Annotated in this window: 21 protein-coding genes and 2 tRNA genes; 13 read left to right on the top strand and 10 right to left on the bottom strand. The window is 64.7% G+C overall.

Annotation, left to right across the window (positions count from 1 at the left end; all coding sequences use genetic code 11):
- Positions 1-4: 4 nt before the first annotated feature.
- A complete protein-coding gene (tatB, locus tag AC4PRM_RS14265; RefSeq protein WP_492040364.1) occupies positions 5-559 on the top strand; it encodes a Sec-independent protein translocase protein TatB in 555 nt (184 codons plus the stop codon).
- Complete coding sequence (gene tatC / locus AC4PRM_RS14260; RefSeq protein ID WP_492040363.1) at positions 556-1,449, top strand: twin-arginine translocase subunit TatC; 894 nt, start codon at positions 556-558, stop codon at positions 1,447-1,449. The genes tatB and tatC overlap by 4 nt, the downstream gene beginning before the upstream one ends.
- A gap of 13 nt (positions 1,450-1,462) precedes the next feature.
- Here the strand turns inward: tatC and AC4PRM_RS14255 are convergent, their stop codons facing one another.
- The 4 genes from AC4PRM_RS14255 to AC4PRM_RS14240 all read right to left on the bottom strand — a co-directional run bounded on the left by AC4PRM_RS14255 (position 1,463) and on the right by AC4PRM_RS14240 (position 5,876).
- Positions 1,463-2,635 (bottom strand): carboxynorspermidine decarboxylase, encoded by a 1,173-nt coding sequence (locus AC4PRM_RS14255; RefSeq protein ID WP_492040362.1) that lies wholly within the window; start codon positions 2,633-2,635, stop codon positions 1,463-1,465.
- Positions 2,636-2,649: 14 nt separating this feature from the next.
- Positions 2,650-3,855: a saccharopine dehydrogenase family protein gene (locus tag AC4PRM_RS14250; RefSeq protein ID WP_492040361.1), complete on the bottom strand. Its 1,206-nt coding sequence runs from the start codon at positions 3,853-3,855 to the stop codon at positions 2,650-2,652.
- 198 nt (positions 3,856-4,053) lie between these two features.
- The gene (gene glnA / locus AC4PRM_RS14245) at positions 4,054-5,463 is read right to left on the bottom strand and encodes a type I glutamate--ammonia ligase (protein WP_373258103.1); all 1,410 of its coding nucleotides are present in this window, start codon (positions 5,461-5,463) and stop codon (positions 4,054-4,056) included.
- A gap of 74 nt (positions 5,464-5,537) precedes the next feature.
- Positions 5,538-5,876, bottom strand: coding sequence for a P-II family nitrogen regulator (locus AC4PRM_RS14240; RefSeq protein WP_373258104.1), 339 nt, complete (start codon positions 5,874-5,876; stop codon positions 5,538-5,540).
- 117 nt (positions 5,877-5,993) lie between these two features.
- Between AC4PRM_RS14240 and AC4PRM_RS14235 the strand changes: the two genes are divergently transcribed.
- The 5 genes from AC4PRM_RS14235 to AC4PRM_RS14215 all read left to right on the top strand — a co-directional run bounded on the left by AC4PRM_RS14235 (position 5,994) and on the right by AC4PRM_RS14215 (position 10,153).
- Positions 5,994-6,833 carry an NAD(P)H-hydrate dehydratase gene (locus AC4PRM_RS14235; protein ID WP_492040360.1) on the top strand — a complete coding sequence of 280 codons (840 nt, stop codon included), beginning with the start codon at positions 5,994-5,996 and terminating at the stop codon, positions 6,831-6,833.
- Between the two features lie 67 nt (positions 6,834-6,900).
- Positions 6,901-7,668, top strand: coding sequence for a peroxide stress protein YaaA (yaaA, locus tag AC4PRM_RS14230; RefSeq protein WP_487922326.1), 768 nt, complete (start codon positions 6,901-6,903; stop codon positions 7,666-7,668).
- Positions 7,669-7,735: 67 nt separating this feature from the next.
- Positions 7,736-8,581 (top strand): 3-hydroxybutyrate dehydrogenase, encoded by an 846-nt coding sequence (locus AC4PRM_RS14225; protein WP_373258107.1) that lies wholly within the window; start codon positions 7,736-7,738, stop codon positions 8,579-8,581.
- Positions 8,582-8,604: 23 nt separating this feature from the next.
- On the top strand, positions 8,605-9,633 hold the full coding sequence (locus AC4PRM_RS14220) for a patatin-like phospholipase family protein (RefSeq protein ID WP_492040359.1): 1,029 nt from the start codon (positions 8,605-8,607) through the stop codon (positions 9,631-9,633).
- 70 nt (positions 9,634-9,703) lie between these two features.
- Positions 9,704-10,153, top strand: a complete 450-nt coding sequence (locus AC4PRM_RS14215; protein WP_373258109.1) for a hypothetical protein — start codon at positions 9,704-9,706, stop codon at positions 10,151-10,153.
- 3 nt (positions 10,154-10,156) lie between these two features.
- On the opposite strand, the gene AC4PRM_RS14210 is transcribed toward AC4PRM_RS14215, so the two are convergent.
- Genes AC4PRM_RS14210 through AC4PRM_RS14200 form a run of 3 tightly spaced genes read right to left on the bottom strand, consistent with a single transcriptional unit; the run spans position 10,157 to position 12,170 of the window.
- Positions 10,157-11,077, bottom strand: coding sequence for an L-threonylcarbamoyladenylate synthase (locus AC4PRM_RS14210; protein ID WP_373258185.1), 921 nt, complete (start codon positions 11,075-11,077; stop codon positions 10,157-10,159).
- The gene (locus tag AC4PRM_RS14205; RefSeq protein ID WP_492040358.1) at positions 11,074-11,628 is read right to left on the bottom strand and encodes a YceI family protein; all 555 of its coding nucleotides are present in this window, start codon (positions 11,626-11,628) and stop codon (positions 11,074-11,076) included. The genes AC4PRM_RS14210 and AC4PRM_RS14205 overlap by 4 nt, the downstream gene beginning before the upstream one ends.
- Entirely contained in the window at positions 11,625-12,170 is a 546-nt protein-coding gene (locus AC4PRM_RS14200) for a cytochrome b (protein WP_373258111.1), read from the bottom strand. The genes AC4PRM_RS14205 and AC4PRM_RS14200 overlap by 4 nt, the downstream gene beginning before the upstream one ends.
- Before the next feature lie 122 nt (positions 12,171-12,292).
- Between AC4PRM_RS14200 and AC4PRM_RS14195 the strand changes: the two genes are divergently transcribed.
- Complete coding sequence (locus AC4PRM_RS14195; protein WP_492040357.1) at positions 12,293-14,077, top strand: acyl-CoA dehydrogenase; 1,785 nt, start codon at positions 12,293-12,295, stop codon at positions 14,075-14,077.
- Here the strand turns inward: AC4PRM_RS14195 and AC4PRM_RS14190 are convergent.
- Positions 14,026-14,856 (bottom strand): trypsin-like serine peptidase, encoded by an 831-nt coding sequence (locus tag AC4PRM_RS14190; RefSeq protein ID WP_492040356.1) that lies wholly within the window; start codon positions 14,854-14,856, stop codon positions 14,026-14,028. The two genes, AC4PRM_RS14195 and AC4PRM_RS14190, sit on opposite strands and share 52 nt — an antisense overlap.
- A gap of 86 nt (positions 14,857-14,942) precedes the next feature.
- Between AC4PRM_RS14190 and AC4PRM_RS14185 the strand changes: the two genes are divergently transcribed.
- On the top strand, positions 14,943-17,174 hold the full coding sequence (locus AC4PRM_RS14185; protein WP_492040355.1) for a prolyl oligopeptidase family serine peptidase: 2,232 nt from the start codon (positions 14,943-14,945) through the stop codon (positions 17,172-17,174).
- 51 nt (positions 17,175-17,225) lie between these two features.
- Here the strand turns inward: AC4PRM_RS14185 and AC4PRM_RS14180 are convergent.
- A tRNA-Gln gene (locus tag AC4PRM_RS14180) sits at positions 17,226-17,299 on the bottom strand.
- A gap of 156 nt (positions 17,300-17,455) precedes the next feature.
- Here AC4PRM_RS14180 and AC4PRM_RS14175 point away from each other — a divergent pair.
- Positions 17,456-17,532 (top strand) — tRNA-Pro (locus AC4PRM_RS14175).
- 69 nt (positions 17,533-17,601) lie between these two features.
- Here AC4PRM_RS14175 and ilvC read toward each other — a convergent pair.
- On the bottom strand, positions 17,602-18,618 hold the full coding sequence (gene ilvC / locus AC4PRM_RS14170) for a ketol-acid reductoisomerase (RefSeq protein ID WP_492040354.1): 1,017 nt from the start codon (positions 18,616-18,618) through the stop codon (positions 17,602-17,604).
- Between ilvC and AC4PRM_RS14165 the strand changes: the two genes are divergently transcribed.
- The 3 genes from AC4PRM_RS14165 to AC4PRM_RS14155 all read left to right on the top strand — a co-directional run bounded on the left by AC4PRM_RS14165 (position 18,617) and on the right by AC4PRM_RS14155 (position 20,446).
- Positions 18,617-19,159 (top strand): DUF924 family protein, encoded by a 543-nt coding sequence (locus AC4PRM_RS14165; protein ID WP_492040353.1) that lies wholly within the window; start codon positions 18,617-18,619, stop codon positions 19,157-19,159. The genes ilvC and AC4PRM_RS14165 overlap by 2 nt on opposite strands.
- Positions 19,160-19,319: 160 nt before the next feature.
- Positions 19,320-19,886 carry a hypothetical protein gene (locus AC4PRM_RS14160; RefSeq protein ID WP_492040352.1) on the top strand — a complete coding sequence of 189 codons (567 nt, stop codon included), beginning with the start codon at positions 19,320-19,322 and terminating at the stop codon, positions 19,884-19,886.
- Positions 19,883-20,446 carry a hypothetical protein gene (locus AC4PRM_RS14155; protein WP_492040351.1) on the top strand — a complete coding sequence of 188 codons (564 nt, stop codon included), beginning with the start codon at positions 19,883-19,885 and terminating at the stop codon, positions 20,444-20,446. The genes AC4PRM_RS14160 and AC4PRM_RS14155 overlap by 4 nt, the downstream gene beginning before the upstream one ends.
- Positions 20,447-20,523 lie beyond the last annotated feature (77 nt).

Here is a 20,523-nt window from a genome sequence, read left to right as displayed (position 1 = left end):
ACGGATGGGTGGTCTGGGCCCCGGCATCGGGGGTGCTGAATACTTGGTGATCGCAGTCGTGGCCCTGCTTGTGGTGGGGCCAGAACGCTTGCCCCTGCTTCTTCGCAAGCTCGGCAAGCTGGTCGCCAAGGCGCGCGGCATGGCCAATGAGTTTCGCAACAGCTTCGAAGACATGGCCCGCCAGTCCGAGCTGGACGATCTGAGAAAAGAGGTCGAGGCGCTCAGGACCGGTGGCACCATGCATGCGCTGGGAGCCGACGCCGATGCCGCTTTCAAAGATATCCGTGCCGATCTGAACAAGCCGCTGGAGACCGCGCCAGAGCCAGCGGCAATGCTGGCGGCACCCGACGAGTGGCCCGACAGCCCGCCTGTTATGGCCCCGCTGGCCACACCGGACTCGGAGGCATCGCCGCAGCCCGTGGCCGCCAAACCGCGTGCCCGCAAGACACCTGCCAAGCCTAAAACATCCGCTGCGGCCAAACCCGCGAGTAAGACCGCATCCATCAAGGGCGCGGACGGAAAGTCCCGCGCCATCCGCGCCAAGAAGGTCGACCTGTGAGCCGCGCCGAAACCGACGAAGCCGAGATCGAGGCCTCGCGCGCTCCGCTGATGCAGCATCTGATCGAGCTGCGCGGCCGGATGATTGTCTGCGTGGTGGCCTTCATCCTGGCCTTCTTCGTCTGCTTCTATTTCGCGGCAGCCATACAGATCTGGCTGATCAAGCCGTTCCAGGCCGCCTATGCCCTCCATGCGGCCGCAGCGGCGACCGGAGGGCACGGAGCCAATCCGTTCGAGCTGATCGCCGTGACACTGGGGCTGCACCCCCTGCCCGCCACCACATCGACCGATCTGGTCCTGCAGGCCACCGGCCCGCTGGAACAGCTGTTCACCAAGATGAAGGTGGCGGGGTTCGGGGCCGTTGTGCTGGCCTTCCCGGTCCTGGCCTGGCAGCTCTACAAATTCGTGGCCCCCGGCCTGTACCGCAATGAAAAGGGGGCCTTCCTGCCCTTCCTGTTCATCGCACCCGTGCTGTTCGTGATCGGCGGGGCGCTGGTCTATTTCGTAATGCTGCCCTTCGTCATGTGGTTCTCGCTGAGCCAGCAGATCGTTACCGAGGGCATCACGGTCGAGCTGAACACCAAAATCTCCGAATACCTCAGTCTGGTGACCTCCCTGATGCTGGCCTTCGGCCTGTGCTTCCAGCTGCCGGTCGTGACGACCCTCCTTGGCATGGCGGGAATCATCAGCTCCAAGATGATGAGCGAGGGCCGCCGCTATGCCATCGTCGCCGTCGTGGTGGTCGCCGCGATCGTCACTCCGCCCGACCCCATCAGCCAGCTGATGCTGGCGACACCTCTGGTGCTGCTCTACGAGATCTCTATCTGGTGCGTTCGCCTGATCGAGATGCGGCGCAAGAAGGCGGACGAGGCCGAGGGGCTGACGGTCTAGCCAGCGTAAAGCCTCAGGACAGACGGTCGCGGAACTCGGTCCAGTCGAAGGACTTCACGACCTGAAGATCGTCAGTGTCGCTGTTCCACAGAACAATGGCCGGCAGCGGGACACCGTTAAAGGTGGTCGTCTTCACCATCGAATAGTGGGCCTGGTCCAGGAAGGCGATGCGGGTGCCGGGCTTGGGGCGTTCGACGAAGACGTAGTCTCCGATGGTGTCGCCGGCCAGGCAGGACGGACCGCCCAGACGGACGGTGACCCCCGCCTCCGGCTCACCTAGCATGGCCGGGCGGTATGGGGCCTCGATCACATCGGGCATGTGGCAGGTCGCCGACAGATCGGCGATGGCGATGGGCATGCCGTTGTCAAAGGTGTCCAGCACCTCTCCGATCAATATGCCGGCGTCCAGAGCCACGGCCTCGCCGGGTTCGAGGTAGACCTGGACCCGGTGACGATCGGCGATGTCGCGCAGGAAATCGACCAGCCGGTCGGTCTGATAATCGGCGCGGGTCACGTGATGGCCGCCGCCGAGGTTGAGCCACTTCACCCCACCCAGCAGCGGGGCCAGCTTCGGCTCCACCGCCGCCCAGATGCGGGCCAGGGGCTCGAAATCCTGTTCGCAAAGGGCGTGGATATGCAGGCCGTCGACGCCCTGCATATGCTCGGGGTTCAGTTGAGACACCGGAAAGCCCAGGCGCGAACAGGGCTGGGCCGGGTCGTATTTGGCCACCTCCCCTTCCGAATGCTCGGGGTTCAACCGCAGGCCGACCTCGAACACCTCGCCATCGGCGCGTGCGGCCGCGATCAGTCCGGCGAAGCGCGCGATCTGCTGCGGGTTGTTGAAGATTACATGGTCGGACAGGTGCAGGATCTCGGGCAAATCCTGCGCGGTATAGGCGGGCGAATAGGTGGTCAGCTCGCCCTTGTAGAACTGACGCGCCAGCCGCGCCTCCCACAAGCCGGACGCGCATACTCCGTCCAGATACTCGCCGACGACATCGGCCAGCGACCACATGGAAAAGGCCTTGAGCGCCAGCAGGACGCGGGCGTCGGCCCGGTCGCGCACATCCTTCAGCACCGCCAAATTACGCCGCACCGCCATCTCGTCGACCACGAAGGCGGGCGAGGCGACGCGGCTCAGGTCGAAGCGGGCGAAGGCTCCCGGATCACCGGCTCGGGTTTCCATGGGTCAGGCCGCGATCAGAACGACAGAGGAGCGTCCAGCTCCTCGACCGTCCAGGGCAGGCCATGCTTGTTCAGCATGTCCATGAAAGAATCGGGATCCAGTTGCTCGATATTGAAGACGCCTGCGCCCTTCCACTGGCCGGTCAGCATCAGGGCCGCGCCGATCATGGCCGGGACGCCCGTGGTATAGCTGACGGCCTGGTTGCCGGTTTCGGCATAGGCTTCCTGGTGATCGCAGATGTTCTTCACATAGAAGGTCTTCTGGACGCCGTCCTTCTCGCCCGTGGCGATGGTGCCGATGTTGGTCTTGCCCTTGGTGATGGGTCCCAGCGACGAGGGCTCGGGCAACAGGGCCTTCAGGAACTCGATCGGGATGATCTCGCGGCCCTGGAACTGCATCGGCTCGATCGAGGTCATGCCGATGTTTTCCAGCACCTCGAGGTGCTTCAGATAGCTGTCGCCGAAGGTCATCCAGAAGCGGATGCGCTTGATCTCCGGATAGAATTTGGCCAGCGATTCCAGCTCCTCATGATACATGAGGTACATATTCTTCTGACCGACGCCCTCGAAGTCGAAGGCCTGCTTGTGGCTGAGGGCCGGGCCCTCTACCCAGTGGCCGTTTTCCCAGTGCCGCGAGTTGGCAGTTACTTCGCGCAGATTGATCTCGGGGTTGAAGTTGGTCGCAAACGGCAGGCCGGTGTCGCCGCCGTTGCAGTCCAGGATGTCAAGCGTGTCGATCCGGTCCAGCAGGTGCTTCTTGGTGTATGTGGCAAACACCGACGTAACGCCGGGGTCGAAGCCCGAGCCCAGCAGGGCCATCAGACCGGCCTTCTCGAACCGCTCCTGATAGGCCCACTGCCACTTGTATTCGAACTTGGCCTCGTCGCGCGGCTCATAGTTGGCGGTGTCGAGATAGTGCACGCCGGCGGCCAGGCAGGCGTCCATGATGGCCAGGTCCTGATATGGCAGCGCCAGGTTGACGACCAGCGCAGGCTGAACCTGCCGGATCAAGGCCGTGGTCGCGGCGACGTCATCGGCATCGATGGCGGCGGTGTCGATATCGACGTTGAAGCGGGTCTTCACCGACCCGGCGATGGCGTCGCATTTGGACTTGGTCCGGCTGGCCAGGGTGATGTGCGAGAAAATGTCGGTATTCATCGCCATCTTGTGGACCGCGACGGAACTGACACCGCCTGCTCCGATAACCAGCACCTTGCTCATTCAAGCACTCCTGAAGCTCAACACACCGAGGCCGGGACCCGTACCCGGCAAGAGGGGGCGGCTCTTATCATGCGCCGCGCCGCTTCGCTAACCTGTTGCCCCAGGAATGTGACGCCCTGACCCGCGACAGGTCGTCCACGCACGAAAAACCCCGGATGGGGTCCATCCGGGGTTTCCCTCGTCAAGCTGATTAGCCGATCAGCAGCTGTAGTACATGTCGAACTCGACCGGATGCGGATGCAGTTGCAGACGCATCACCTCTTCCATCTTCAGATCGATATAGCTGTCGATGAAGTCGTCATCCATGACGCCGCCCTTCTTGAGGAAGGCGCGGTCCTTGTCGAGGCTCTCGAGGGCCTCACGCAGCGAGCCGCAAACCTCGGGGATGTTGCCGCGTTCTTCGGGCGGCAGGTCGTAAAGGTTCTTGTCGGCCGGCGCGCCCGGATCGATGCGGTTCTCGATCCCGTCCAGACCCGCCATCAGCAGGGCCACGAACGTCAGATAGGGGTTGCCCATCGGATCGGGGAAGCGGGCTTCGATACGCTTGGCCTTGGGCGAGTTGACCCACGGAATACGGATCGAGGCCGAACGGTTGCGGGCAGAATAGGCCAGCTTCACCGGGGCTTCATAGCCGGGGACAAGGCGCTTGTAGGAGTTGGTCGTCGAGTTGGCGAAGGCGTTGATGGCCTTGGCGTGTTTGATGATGCCGCCAATGTACCACAGACACATGTCCGACAGGCCGGCGTATTTGTCGCCCGCGAACAGCGGCTTGCCGTCTTTCCAGATCGACTGGTGGACGTGCATGCCCGAACCGTTGTCGCCGAAGGTCGGCTTGGCCATGAAGGTCGCCGACTTGCCATAGGCGGCGGCGACGTTGTGGATCACGTACTTATACAGCTGCAGCCGGTCGGCCATGGTCAGCAGGTCGCTGAACTTCAGGCCCAGTTCGTGCTGGGCCGGAGCCACCTCATGGTGGTGCTTCTCGGGCTGCATGCCCAGGTCGCGCATCACGCCCAGCATCTCGCCGCGCAGGTCCTGGGCGCTGTCGACCGGGTTGACGGGGAAGTAGCCGCCCTTGGGCCCAGGGCGATGGCCCATATTGCCCTCGGAATACTCGGCCCCGGTATTGGCCGGCAGTTCGATGGAATCGTAGGTGTAGCCGGTGTCGTGCGGCTGGGTGCTCCAGCGCACGTCGTCGAAGATGAAGAACTCGGCTTCCGGTCCGAAGAAGACGGTATCGCCCACGCCTGCGGACTGGACATAGGCCAGGGCCTTCTTGGCCATCGAGCGGCTGTCGCGATTGTAGGGCTCGCCCGTGTCGGGGTTCAGAACGTCGCAGAACAGGAACAGCGTCTTCTGCTGATAGAATGGGTCAATCCACGAGGACGTGAGGTCGGGCTTGAGCAGCATGTCGCTCTCGTTGATCGCCTTCCAGCCCGCGATGGACGAGCCGTCGAACATGGTCCCCTCTTCCAGGAACTCCTCATCGACCAGGTCGATGTCGAAGGTGACGTGCTGCATCCTCCCCTTGGTGTCGGTAAAGCGGAGGTCGACGTATTCGACGTCGCCGTCCTTGATCTCTTTGAGGATCTTGGCTGCCGCGCTCATTTTGAAGGTCCTTCAGTCTTGTCGGGGAGGAAGACGACCTCGCCCGAGAGCGCGGCCGGGTGGATTGGTGTCGGTCAGACGGCCTGTGCGCCCGTCTCTCCGGTGCGGATGCGGATGACGTCCAGTACGTCGGACACGAAGATCTTGCCGTCGCCGATCTTGCCGGTGCGGGCCGCCGTCTGGATGGCATCCACGACCGAGGCGACCATGTCGTCGGAGACCACGACCTCAATCTTGATCTTGGGCAGGAAGTCGATGACGTATTCGGCCCCGCGATAGAGTTCTGAATGGCCTTTCTGGCGGCCATATCCCTTGGCCTCCAGAACGGTCATGCCTTGCACGCCGGCGTCCTGGAGCGCTTCCTTCACGTCGTCCAGCTTGAACGGCTTGATGACGGCTTCGATCTTCTTCATGGCGACCCCGGTGCGGGCTTGGAATGGCTATCCGCTCGGGGTCTAAAGGGACATTGCATTGCACAATTACGCAAGGGTATTTTCGCACATGTCGTCATCCGTGAACGGAGAAGGTGCGTGAAGCCCTCCCCACCCCTGTCCGACTGGCGGCTCGAACTGCCTTGGCCGGGGCCGGATACGCATAAACATCAGCGCGGACGGCTGGGCGTCGTGTCGGGCCGGGCGCACCAGACGGGGGCAGCTCGGCTGGCGGCACGCGCCGGATTGCGGATCGGTGCAGGCGTGGTGCGCATCCTCTGCCCGCCGGATGCCACGACTGTGATTGCTCAGGCCATTGAGGCTGTCATGCTGACCCCGTTCGGCTCGGTCGAGGCGCTGATCGAGGCGGTGGAGGGCATGGACGCCGTGGTGATTGGGCCGGCCGCCGGAATCACAGATGCTACACGGGCCAATGTACGGGCCCTGGCGGCGACGGGCGCGGCCCTGATCGTGGACGCCGACGCCCTGACCGTTTTCGAGGGCTGGCCGCAGGACCTATTCGAGGTTCTTGACCGCGACGACGTCCTGACCCCGCACGAGGGCGAATTCAAACGCCTGTTCCCAGACTTACTGGCCAAGGGGCGCGAGGCAGCGGCGAGAGAGGCGGCGAAACGGGTCGGCTGCATCGTTTTGTTGAAGGGAGCCCAGACGCTGGTCGCGGCTCCAGATGGGCGGCTGGCGGTCAACGACAACGGCACGCCCTGGTTGGCCACCGCGGGCAGCGGCGATGTCCTGGCCGGAATGATCGGCGGTCTGATGGCCCAGCGGATGGACAGTTTCGATGCGGCTCGCGCCGCTGCCTGGATGCATGCCGAGGCGGCGTGCAGCTTCGGACCGGGGCTGATCGCCGAGGATCTGCCGGAACGACTGCCGGGGGTGCTGAGCGCCCTCTACGATAGACGCCCCGAAAGCCTGTGACCGCGCGCCCGGTTCAATTCGTCACCAAAGCCGCCTATCTGCACGCCTTCGCTGTCGGAGTGCCGCCTTGCTGATCGTCCTGTCCCCGGCCAAGCGGCTGGATTTTACCGAAGTCGCCGATGCCCCCGCCTCCACGCGACGGTTCACGGAGGAGACGGCGTCACTGGCCGTCACGACCAAGCGGCTGACGCGGCCAGACCTGCGGCGGCTGATGTCGATCTCTGACAAGCTGGCCGATCTGAACCGCGAGCGGTTCCAGGCCTTCGATCCCGCATCGGAAGACGGCATCCAGGCGGCTTTTGCCTTTGCGGGTGACGTCTACGAGGGACTGAGCGCGCGCGAACTGGACACCAAGGCTTTGACCTGGGCGCAGGATCATCTGCGCATCCTGTCGGGATTCTATGGCCTGCTGCGGCCCCTGGACCGTATTCAGCCCTATCGGCTGGAAATGGGAACACGGTTGAAGACCCGGCGCGGGTCCAGCCTCTATGACTTCTGGGGCGACCGGATTTCGAAACAGCTGAACGCCGACGCCGAGGGTCAGGCCGATCCCACCCTGATCAATCTGGCCAGTCAGGAATATTTTGGGGCGGTCGATGCCAAGGCGCTGAAGCTGCCGGTCGTGACCCCGCACTTCAAGGAGCAGAAGGACGGCGAGGCGCGCATCATCTCCTTCTTCGCCAAGAAGGCGCGCGGCTCCATGGCTCGCTTCGCCATCGATGAGCGCATCGACAAGGCCGAGGATCTGAAGGCGTTCGACCGCGATGGCTATCGCTTTGACAAGTCCGCATCCACCGACATGGACTGGATATTCACCAGGTCGGGAAATTCTTGATTCCTTGTGTCGCCTTCGCAAACGCGAACGGCTAGGTTGACCCCGGATTTCAGTTTGCGAGACGACCATGGTTCAGCAGCCCGCGCGTAACGACAATGCCACGTCCGATCAGCGCCTGCGTGACATCGGTGATCTGGGCGGCCAGGTCGCCGTGATCTCCGGTTCGACCTCGGGCATCGGTCTGGCCATCGCCAGGGCGGTGGCGCAGCGCGGCGGCAATGTCGTCCTGAACGGCCTGGGCGATGCGGATCAGATCGAGCGGACGCGGGCGGGTCTGGAGGCCGAGACGGGCGCGCGCGTTCTCTACCATCCCGCCGACATGACCCACGGCGATCAGGTCGCCGACATGGTCGCCTTTGCCAAAGCGCAGTTGGGCCGCGTCGATATCCTGGTCAACAATGCCGGTATCCAGCACGTCGAGGCGGTCGAGGCCTTTCCCACTGACAAGTGGGAACAGATCATCGCCATCAACCTGTCCTCGGCCTTCTATGCGACGCGTGCCGCTATTCCGATCATGAAGGCTCAAGGGCGCGGGCGGATCGTCAATATCGCCAGCGCCCACGGCCTGGTCGCCAGCCCGTTCAAGTCGGCCTATGTCGCTGCCAAGCATGGCGTCATCGGCTTCACCAAGACCGTTGCTCTGGAACTGGCCCAGGACAACATCACCTGCAACGCCGTCTGCCCCGGCTTCGTCCACACGCCTATCGTGGACAAGCAGATCGACGACCAGGCCCGCACTCGCAACATGTCAAAGGAAGACGTTCTGAAGAACGTCATCCTGGGCTCCCAGCCGACCAAACAGTTCGTTACGACCGATCAGCTCGTGGGCATGTTCCTGTATCTGGTCAGCGACCTGGGGGCCTCGGCCAACGGGGCCAGCTTCTCGATCGACGGCGGCTGGACCGCGCAGTAGCCACAGAGGAAGGGGCCGAGACGATGCCGAAGACGTCCGCCCCGAAACGCCGTCCCATCAGCCTGGCCCTGCAAGGGGGCGGATCGCACGGCGCGTTCCAGTGGGGCGTGCTCGACCGCCTGCTGGAAGATGACCGGCTGGACATCCGGGCCGTCACCGCCGCTTCGGCCGGTGCGATGAATGCGGCGGCCCTGATTACCGGACTGGCGAAAGGCGGGGCCGAGGGCGCACGGGCCCAACTGGACCTGTTGTGGCGCGAAGTGAACCAGGCGGGAGGACGCAATGTCTTCGGGGCCTCGGCCGGTGGTGCCCCATCCTGGCTCAAGGAGAGCGCGGCCTGGCGGGCCGGCGAAAGCCTGGCCCTGACCATGAGCCCGTATCAGTTCAATCCTTTTAACCTGAACCCGCTGAAACGGGTCATCGAGACGGTCATGGATTTCGAGGCCGTTCGGGCCTCGGACATCGCGCTCTTCGTATCGACCACGGCGGTCCGGCAAGGACGCTCGCGCGTGTTCAAAACGCCGGAAATGACGTCCGACGTCCTGCTGGCCTCCGGCTGTCTGCCGCATCTGTTTCAGGCTGTGGAGATCGAGGGCGAGCCCTATTGGGACGGCGGTTATCTGGCCAATCCGGCGCTGTGGCCGCTCTTCTATGCGGATACGCCGGACGACATCCTGATGTTGAACCTCAACCCGTTCGCCCGCGACGAGATGCCCCGCGCCGCCGACGAGATCGCCGACCGTCTGAACGAGATCGTCTTCAACGCCCCGCTGGTCGCCGAACTGCGCGCCGTGGCCTTCGTGCAGGAGCTGATCGAGGCGGGCACGCTGAAACAGGTCGGCAAGGACCGCTACCGTCGGCTGCTGATGCATGCGGTCGAGCCGGGCCCGTGGCTGGGCAGCCTGTCCCTCTCCAGCAAGTTCGACACCGAATGGCGCTTTCTGAACGACCTGAAGGCCCGCGGGCGAGAGGCGGGCGAGCAGTGGCTGGAAAGCTGTTTCGAGGCCGTGGGCGAGCGGTCGAGCGTGGATATCAAGGCACGGTTTTTATGAGCTCACGATTTCACCTCGCCTGCGGCAAACCTCGCGGCTAGTCATAGTCGATAGCTTGGTGAGTACCCGGATGACGATGCAGAATGAAAAGCGCGCAATCTGGCTTGGTAGCCTGGGCATGTTGATCGCCGCTAGCGGACCATTCACGAGGCTTTTGCCCGCCGCGATCGGACCATTTGGATCGTTGTGGATGTTCTGGCTTCTGATACTCGCAGGTCTGGGACTCGCCTGGTGGTCAGGCTTCTTCGCGATGCTGAGTTGGATCAAGGCACGTCGCGCGGAAAGCTCACCTGCCCAGTCTGCAGAGATATCGCGTTTCGACAGAAAAATGTATCCGTTACTCGGAGTTGCGCTGATCGGTATTGCTATCAGCGTGGGAAGCCTCTGGCTTAGTTCCAGCCTAGCCTGGATTTCGGTGGCTACCGGCTATGTGATGCTGCTGGCTGGCGCATTGGGTGGGACATTGGCCCGTAGCCACGAACTCGAAATGCTTAGAAGACATTTCACCGAGAGATTCTGAACCCTACCCTACAAACCCTGCCGCCCGCCTAAGCCGATCATTGATCGCTTCGCCCAATCCATCGTTCGGGATGTGAGACACAGCGATTCCTGCGGGCCTCTCGCGGTCGGCTTCGCGTAGCAGACGGAACAGTTTGGCAGCAGCTTCTCGCACATCGCCTGACGGGCTCAGGCTCCAGCGGGGGTCGCCCACGCCGGGACCGAAGCCGAGCAGGATTTCGCCGTGTTGCCGCTCCCTCGCCTCGATTCGGACGGGGGCGTCGGGAGCGTAGTGCAGGGTCAGGCGACCGGGGGACCGGTGCCCCTCCCCTGCCGTGTCCAGCGGGCCGATCAGCGCTTCGATCTCCTGACGCGTCACGGCTCCGGGGCGCAGCAGGGCCACGCGGCCGTTCAGCACCGAAACCACCGTGCTTTCGACCCCGACGGCACACGGCCCGCCGTCGATGGCGGCGGCGGCGGATGACCCCGTCTCTTCCACCGCATCGGCAAAGGTCGTCGGGCTGGGGCGACCGGATCGATTGGCAGACGGCGCGACGACGGCCCCGCCAAAGGCCGAGATGACGGCACGGGCGCGCGCATGGCCGGGCACGCGCACGGCGATGCTTTCCAGACCGGCACGGGCCAGGTCGCAGACCGCACGGGTGTCCCTGACCGGAGCCACCAGGGTCAGGGGTCCGGGCCAGAAGGCCTCCGCCAGGCGACGAGCGCGGTCGTCGAAGACGGCCAGGGCTTCGGCCTGCATGGCGTCGGCGACATGGGCGATCAGGGGGTTGAAGCGCGGGCGGCCCTTGGCCTCGAAGATCGAGGCGACGGCGGCGGCGTTGGAGGCATCGGCGGCCAGGCCATAGACGGTCTCTGTCGGCAGGATAACCAGTCGACCCGCGCGCAGGGCGTCAGCCGCTTGCGCGTCCGAGGCCGACGTCAGGCTGGACGCGCCTGAAGCTGCACCCGCACGGTCACCCGCCTGTCCACCAGCCTGTTCCACGGCCCCGTCGTCCCTATGCCGAACTGTGTGCGGTCCACTACGAACGCGCCGGTCAGATGCGCCCGACCGTCGGTCAGACGCAAGTCCACCGGAAAGGCCAGCGGTCGCGTCACGCCCTTGATCGTCACATCGGCCCGCGCCGTATAGCGATCCCCGCCCAGCGGCTCCAGCGACTTCAGGGCGAAACGAATGGTGGGATATTGAGCCGCATCCAGGAAGCCCGGCCCCTTGGCTCGCGCCGTCACGGCTGACGGCTGCATGCGCAGCGATCCTGTCTGGACCGTTACAGTGGCGCGACTGGCCGTGGCATTCTCCGGATCGAAGACGATGTTTCCGGACCATTGCTCGAACCGGCCCGAATGGGTGCCGCCAAAGGCCCGCACGGACATTTCGATTCGTGAGGCGTCTCGCTCTACCGCCCAGTCAGTGCTGCTCCGCGCGCCCGTGGTCAGGCCCAGAATGACGAATGACAGAGCGAGGGCGCGGATCATGGGCGGCGCGGGATCAGCGGGATCATCCGGTGCAGGACATTGTCCCGGTCGATGAAGTGATGCTTCAGCGCGCCCAGCACATGCAGGGCGATCAGGACGTACAGCCCCTTCACCACCAGGCCGTGGATGTCCATCAGCAGGCCCGCCGTCTCGCGTCCGCCGCTGATGGGCAACAGGGGCCAGTTGAACAGCCCGAACCAGGCGATGTCGCGCCCCGTGGCCGAGGACGCCGCCCATCCCGTCAGCGGGATGACGATCAGCACGACATAGAACAGAACATGCGTCACCCGGGCCACCAGCCTCTGCCAGACCGGCACGCGCGACGGCAGGGCGATGGCGGGATTGGCAACTCGCCAGGCGATCCGGCCCAAGGTAAGGATCAGTATGCTGAGCCCCACCGACTTGTGCAGGCTTATGAAGGTCCGCGTACCCTCCGACGCCTCATGCGCCGTGATCAGCAGGACCTGAGTCAGGACCAGGGCCGCGATCAGCCAGTGCAGGATCAGCGAGACGATCGAATAGCGGTTGCGAGGTTCGGCCACGGAAACTCCTGATCGTGTGAACGCACCTTGGCGCAGGTCGCGCCTGTGGCCAAGCGCCCGCTTGCAAGTCGGGACGCGATCACGGCAAAAGTGGGTATCGATCTGCAACCGAGTGCCCGCCCATGACCTATCGCGCCCCGATCCGCGACCTGATGTTCACCCTGACCGAGGTCGCCGGCATCAACGATGTCGCCGCCACCGGGGCGTTTCCCGACTATGACGCCGAGCTGATGGGCGCTGTGCTGGAGGCGGCAGGCCAGTTCTCTGAGGGCGTGCTCGCCCCCCTGAACAAGATCGGGGACCAGAAGGGCTCGCTCTATGCCAACGGCACGGTGACGGCCGCGCCCGGTTTCGCCGATGCCTATCGCCAGTTTGCCGAAGGCGGCTGGACCGGCCTGACCGCCTCGGTCGAAGCCGGGGGGCAGGCCCTGCCCAAGGCGCTGGAGTTGGCGGCCTATGAGACGGTGCACAGCGCCAACATGGCCTTCGGCCTGTGCCCCATGCTCTCGCTGGCCGCGATCGAGGCGCTGGAGGCCCAAGGCACCGAAGAGCAAAAGCAGGTCTATCTGCCCCGGCTGGTCAGCGGCGAATGGACCGGGGCCATGGTCCTGACCGAGCCGCATGCGGGTTCGGACCTGGGATCGCTGACGGCCACGGCAACCCCAAACGGCGACGGCACCTATGCCCTGAACGGCCAGAAGATCTTCATCACCTGGGGCGACCACGACGCCACCGACAACATCGTCCACATGGTCCTGGCCCGCCTGCCCGATGCGCCGGCCGGGCCCAAGGGCATCAGCCTGTTCCTGGCCTCCAAATTCCATGTGAAGGACGACGGCACCCTGGGCGACCGCAACGCCTTCCGCCCCGTGGGCGTCGAGCACAAGCTGGGCATCCACGCCTCCCCCACCTGCGTCATGAGCTATGAGGGCGCGACCGCGACCCTGGTCGGCGAGCCCAATCAGGGCCTGTCGCACATGTTCGTCATGATGAACGCCGCGCGCCTGGCCGTGGGCGTCGAGGGCGTCGGCATCGCGGAAATGGCCTATCAGCATGCCCTGGCCTATGCGCTTGACCGCAAGCAGGGCCGCTCGGTCTGGACCGGCCAGGCCAACGCCCCGATCATCGATCACCCGGACGTGCGCCGGACCCTGTCGGTCATGAAGGCCAGGATCGCCGCCGCCCGCGCCATCTGCCTGGCCACCGGCGTCGCCGCCGATTTGGCCAAACATGCGGCCACCGAAGAAGATCGTCGCCGCTGGAAGGGTCGCGAGGACCTGTTTACCCCCATCGCCAAGGCCTGGTCGACCGACATCGGCTGCGAGGTCGCGTCACAGGGCGTGCAGATCCACGGCGGCATGGGCTTCATCGAGGAGACCGGCGCGGCCCAATACTATCGCGATGCCCGCATCGCCCCGATCTACGAAGGCACCAACGGCATCCAGGCCATGGACCTGGTGGGTCGCAAGCTGTCGATGGATGGCGGTCAGGCGGCCAAGGACCTGATCGCCGAGTTCAAGGCCACCCTGCTTGACCTGATGCGGCTGTATTCCGGCAAGCCTATCGAACGGTTCGCCAATGCCGTCGATGCGGTACAGGATGCCACCCTCTGGATTCTGGACCGCAAGGCTGCGGAAGATGGAGCGGCCGACGTTCTGGCCGCCGCCGATGGCTATCTGAAGCTGCTAGGCGACGTCACCGGCGGCTGGATGCTGGCCAAGGGGGCCCTTGCCGCCAAGGCTCGTCTGGACGCAGGTGGTGGCGACACAGCCTGGCTGGAAGGCAAGATCGCCCTTTACGAGGTCTATGCCGCCAACGTCCTGGGCCACGCCTCCAGCCGCCTGGCCATGATCGGTCAGGGCGGGGCGCTGCTGGAGCGGATGTCGGCCGAGGTGCTGGCGGGCTGAGGCGCATCCAGCAGCGCCACGGCCTCTCGGATATAGGCCGCATGGATGACGAAGCCGATGCCGGTGCTTTCGCCCCGCACCCGCATCTCCTGCGCCAGGATGCCCGCGATGTAAGGATGATCCGGCATGGCGGCGGCCGACGCCCGCCGCGCTGATGGCACCCAGAACACCGGACCTCCGGAGTTGCCGGGGAAGACTGCGAAATCGAGCAAAAAGCTGGGGAAGGCCTCTATCGGCGTCAGCGGCCAGGACGCGATCCGACCTGTCTTCAGGATCGCAAACCCCGCCGTATTGGCTGAATAGCCGTGCGGATAGCCCAGGGTCAGCATCTCGTCTCCCGGCCCGACTTGCCACCGGTCGAAAGCGTCCCGGTCGGCCAGCCAGTCCAGCGGAAGGGCCGCGCGGGCGAATGCGGGTGGGGCCGAGACCTCCATCACGGCGATGTCGCGCTCGGGATGCCGCGTCCAGACCGCCTGCCCTTCCTCCGAGCGGATACGCACCGGCTCGGGCGCAAACCGCCAGCGCCCCTCAGGCATTTGCACCCGCCAACCGATCCGGGCCTCGGGCTTCGCCATCCCGTCCAGCACATGGGCGGCGGTGACCAGGACGGTGCGTGGCTGACCGTCCGGACGCGGCGCATCGATCAGAAAGCCCGTACCCACACGGCACGTCCCGTCATCGTTCGGCTGGTCGATCTGGACCGTCGCATTGATCAACCCGACTGTCAGGTCCCACGTGGGGGCAGAGACATCCTGAGGGGGCGGCAGCAGGTCGAACATGGCGCAATCCCATAATGGGCGTTTGTTCATTTGACGGCGGAGCGCCGCCGCGCACAAGGTGCGGCCCTCAACGACAGGGGCTGATCATGAACCGCCGCGACCTTCTCGCCACCTCCGCCGCCGTGCTGGCCGCGACCGCCCTGCCCTCTGCCACTCTTGCCCGCCCGTCTGGAGCCCCGATGCCGCAAGCCCGCCCCGTCCCGCCGGTCGCCCGCAAGGTCCCCGTAACGATCGAACAACTGGGCCGCACCCGGACCGACGACTATCAATGGATGAAGGACGACAACTGGCAGGCGGTGCTGCGCGATCCGACCCTGATCAAGGCCGACGTCAAGGAACACCTGACGGCCGAGAACGCCTATCGCGAGGCTATGCTGGCCTCCACCCTGCCGCTGCAGGCGACGATGTTCGAGGAGATGAAGGGCCGGATCAAGCAGGACGACAGCTCCGTTCCCGCCGCCGACGGGCCATGGGAATATTATGTCGAGTACAAGACCGGCGATCAGCATCCCCGCTACATGCGGGTCGAGCGCCAGGGGACCTTCATGGTCGACGGCCAGCCAGTGACGAAGAATTTCGTGGTCGCTCCGACGCCGCAACTGCTGCTGGACGCCAATGAACTGGCGAAGGGCAAGGCCTATTCGGAGGTCTCCGCCGCCGACCACAGCCCCGACCACAGCCTGTTCGCCTATGCCGAGGACGCGCAAGGGTCCGAGGTGCATCAGATCTATATGAAGGACCTGGCCACCGGTGAGGTCCTGCCCGATCCGATCGGTTCGGCTGGCGGCAACTTCGCCTTCTCACCCGACAGCCAGTGGATCTTCTGGACCAACCGCGACGACAACGGCCGCCCGGACAAGATCTTCCGCCGCCCCGCGCGCGGTGGCGAGACGACCCTGGTCTATGAAGAGACCGACGAGGGCATGTTCCAGGGCGTGGGCGTGACCGCCGACCACCAGTTCATCGTCATCTCCATCGCCAATCAGGAAACCTCGGAAGCGCGGATCATTCCCGCCGCGACCCCGACGGCCGAGCCCGTCGTGCTGGAACCCCGCCATGTCGGCCGCCTGTACGACGCAGACCACTGGGACGACCGCTGGGTCATCCGCACCAATGCCGACGACAGTGTGGACTTCAAGATCGTCGAGGCCCCGACTGACACCCCGGCCAAGGCCAACTGGACCGACCTGGTCCCGCATACGCCCGGCCGCTTCATCGAGGGCGTATCCCTGGTGAAGGATTTCATCGGTCGCCAGGAGCGGGCCGACGCCAATACGAAGATCGTCATCCGCGACCGCGCGGGTGCCGAGCATGAGATCGCGGTGGACGAGCCCGCCTTCTCCCTGTCGCTGGCCGGAGCGTCGGAGTTCGACACCACCACCATGCGCTACGGCTACAACTCGCCGTCCACCCCGACCTCGACCTATGACTACGACCTGGCGACGCGCGAGCGGACCTTGCGCAAGGTGCAGGAGGTGCCATCGGGGCATAATCCGGAGGACTATGTCGTCGAGCGGCTGAACGCGCCCGCCAGCGACGGCGAGCTGGTGCCCGTCACCATCCTGAGGCGCAAGTCCACGCCGGTGGATGGCTCGGCTCCGCTGCTGCTGTACGGCTATGGCTCCTACGGCATTCCGATGGCGGCCAGCTTCTCCACCTCGCGGCTGTCGTTGGTGGATCGCGGCTGGATCTATGCGATCGCCCATATCCGGGGCGGGTCGGACAAGGGCTGGAACTGGTTCCTGTCGGCCCGCAAGATGACCAAGAAGAACACCTTCACCGACTTCATCGCCGCTGCCGAACACCTGATCCAGCGCCGCTATGCCACCGCCGGGAACATCGTGGCCCAGGGTGGCTCGGCCGGTGGCCTGCTGATGGGGGCGGTCAACAACATGCGGCCCGACCTGTGGGCCGGGGTGATCGGTCAGGTGCCCTTCGTGGACGTGATCAACACCATGAGCGACACCAGCCTGCCGCTGACGCCGCCGGAGTGGCCGGAGTGGGGCAATCCGATCGAGGACGCCGCCGCCTACGATTACATGATGAGCTACAGCCCCTACGACCAGGTCGAGCCCAAGGCCTATCCAGCCGTGCTGGCCACCGGCGGCCTGTCCGACCCGCGCGTCACCTACTGGGAGCCGGAAAAATGGGTGGCCAAGCTGCGCCCGGCGACCACCTCGGGCAAGCCGATCCTGCTGAAGATCAACATGGAGGCCGGGCACGGCGGGGCCTCGGGCCGCTTCGATTTCCTGAAGGAAGTCGCCCACGACTACGCCTTCGCCATCTGGGCCATCGACAAGGGGTGGGAGATGGCCTGAACGTCCTGACCTTACCGGGTCCCGCTATGAAGCGTGCGGGCCCGGCGAGGATGGCTGGGGAACAAGGACTCGAACCTTGAACGACGGTACCAAAAACCGCTGTGTTACCATTACACCATTCCCCAGCAGGTCCGGCATTTCCGGGGCCGAAGCGCCGGAAGGCGTGCGAGATACGACAAGGGACGGCGGGATGCAAGAACCGGGTTCGAGACTATTTTCAAAGCCGTCGTTTCGCCGCTTGCGAGGCCTCGGCCCCGCCGTTATACACCGCGTCCTTAAGTCGGAGTGTGGCTCAGCCTGGTAGAGCACTGCCTTCGGGAGGCAGGGGTCGGAGGTTCGAATCCTCTCACTCCGACCATTTTTGTGGCGCTAACGCTTGCCCCTCGGGGGCTCGCTGCTTGAGCGCAGGAATAACCCCCTCTTCTTTTCAGTCCCTTGCCTCGGCCGCGACCGCATTCAGATGCGCGCCGACGGCTTCGATCGTGCGCTCGCCCAGAGCCTTGCGGCACGACAGCAATTCGGGCGAGCCCGCGTCGTAGTCGGCCATCAGGCGATCGACGAAGGCACCCGAGCGGACCTCGGTCAGAACGTGGTCCATGGCGGTTCGTGACGGTTCGCCGATGATTCGCGGCCCGGTCAGATAGGCCCCGTATTCCGCCGTATTGGAGATACGGGCGAAGGCGCCGGCGATTCCGCGCTCGTACATCAGGTCGGTCACCAGTTTCAGTTCGTAGAAGGTCTCGAACCAGGCAACCTCGGGCGGGTAGCCGGCCTCGACCAGCTTCATGAAGGCCGCGTCGACCAGTTCGGCGGTCCCGCCGCACAGGACGACCTGCTCGCCGAACAGATCGCTCTCGCATTCGGCGGCGAAGGTTGTCTCCAGTATGCCCTTGCGGCCACAGCCCAGCGCCGCCGCATAGGACAGGCCCAGGGCATGAGCTCCGCCGCTGAAATCCTGCTGCACGCCGAACAGGCAGAAGACCCCCTGCCCTTCCTCGTACAGATCGCGGATGCGCGGTCCGATGCCCTTCGGCGAGGCCAGGATGACGTCCAGATCGGCGCGAGGTCGGACTAGGCCGAACCGTACCGACAGGCCGTGGGCAAAGATCAGCGCGGCACCGCGCCCGATGTTCGACTCGATCTCGTCAGCCCAGAGATCGCGATGCGCCTCGTCGGAGACCATGACAGCGACGACATCGGCCCCTGCCGTGGCCTCGCCTGCCGTCAGGACGGCGAAGCCGTCGGCTTCGGCCTTTGCGCGTGTGGCCGAGGTCGCCTTCAGCCCGATGACGATGTCGGTGACGCCCGAATCGCGAAGGTTCAGTGCATGCGTCCGGCCCTGGCTGCCATAGCCGATGATGGCGACGCGCTTGCCGCGAATGATCGACAGGTCGCAGTCGCGGTCGTGGAATACGGGCAAAGGAGCCGCTAGGGTCTGGGTCATGAGCACACAGATAGCGATTTCGGACGTCGTCGGCTTCTGGAAAGAAGCCGGTCCCCAAAAGTGGTTCGCCAGGGATGACGCCTTCGACGCGGAGTTTCGTAGGCGTTTCCATGACGCCCATGTCGCGGCGGCGCGGCGCGAGCTGGATCACTGGATGGACACGCCGGACGGGGCGCTGGCCTTGATGATCCTGCTGGATCAGTTCCCCCGGAACAGCTTTCGCGGCACTGCGCACCAGTTCGCCACCGATCCCCTGGCCCTGATGTTCGCCAATCAGGCCGTTGCGCGCGGCCATCACCTGGCGTTCGAGCCGGAGCTGAAGAACTTCGTCATCCTGCCTTTCGAACACTCGGAGCGGCTGGAGGATCAGGACCGGTATCTGGCCCTGGCCGACGGCGACGAAGAATTGGTAAAGTGGGGCAAGGTCCACCGCGACATCATCGTGCGCTTCGGCCGCTTCCCGCACCGGAATGCGGTGCTGGGTCGGGAGACGACGCCGCAGGAGCAGGCATTTCTCGATGAGGGCGGTTTCGGGGGGTGATTCGGGCTTTGATCGCCTCGCGAGAAAAGTAGTCGAGCCTTTTGAACTGTCACGAATCCTGGATTAGACGAACGCCGGTCCATCGGGCCTTTCAGCGATTCAGGGGGATATACCAATGACGTCCACTCTCGTACGCCACGCCGCCCGCGGCCTGGCCCTTTTGTCCTGCGCCGTGGTCTTGTCCGGCTGTTTGACAATGAATTCCTATGTCGATCCGGCACTGCCGCTCGTCGCCAAGGCCGACATCGTCGCGCCAAGGACCCCACGCCCGGTTCAGGTCGCGGTCGAATTCCGCAGTAAGGGCAGCGCCAACGCTGCCGCGACGGCCGAAGTGCAGCCGCGCGTTGTCGCCGTTGCCGCCGAGTCAGGCCTGTTCACTTCAGTGACGCGCGAAGCCGTAGGTGCCGATGCTGGCCTGCTGACGGTCGTGATCGACAACGTCGCAGTCGACGGTGATAACGCAGAGGCCAAGGGCTTTGGCACCGGCCTGACATTCGGGGCGGTCGGCAGCATGGTCACCGACGGCTATGTTGCCACCATGACCTACAGCCGGTCCGGCAGGACGACATCGGTCGACGTGCGACATGCGATCCACACGACAATCGGCAACAAGGCTGGTCCGGTCGGCCTGACCGCGGTGACGCCGGTGGAAGGCGTCCATCAGGTGATCGATCAGATCGTCTGGAACGGCCTCGACCAACTCGCCGACAGGCGGGCGTTCGAATGATACGCAGCGCCATCCGCAGCGCAGTCCTGACGGTAGCATTCGCGCTGGCGGCATGTGTGCATCCTCCTGCACCGGCTTATCAGGCTGGCGTGGCCAATTTGAATGCATTACGCATGGGCACGGCACCGATCGGCGTGGACGACGTCAATGCCGCAATCGGTGTCAATGACAGCCGGTTGGGCATACGCGGTAGCTCCATAACTGGTTCCGGCAGCGACGGAGCCTTCAGTACTTACCTGCAACAGGCGCTGGAAACCGAGTTGCGCAACGCCGGACGGCTCGACGCCGCCGCCGGATTGCGCCTGTCGGGCACGCTGACGGAGAATAGTCTGGACGCCAACGGCTCCAGCATCGGTCGCGCGTCAGTCGGTGCGCGCTTCGTGCTGACCCGCGGCGGTCGCGTGGTCTACGACAAAGTACACAGCGTCGATCATGAATGGGGTTCGTCGTTCATTGGCGCGACCGCAATTCCCGCGGCGATGCAGGGCTATGTCGCGACAGTGCAAAAGCTGATCGGCCAACTGTTTGCCGATCCAGCCTTCGTCGAATCGAGTCGCTAAAAACGGACGGGCGGGGGTCCGCCCCCGTCCGCTCCTCAAATAAAAATCGCCAGCTTTCCAAGAGAAAATACCGTGTC

This window comes from Brevundimonas sp. DW-iso22 (assembly GCF_058725425.1).
The sequence above is the reverse complement of the archived record's forward strand: the minus strand, read 5'-3'. Positions and strand labels throughout refer to the sequence as shown.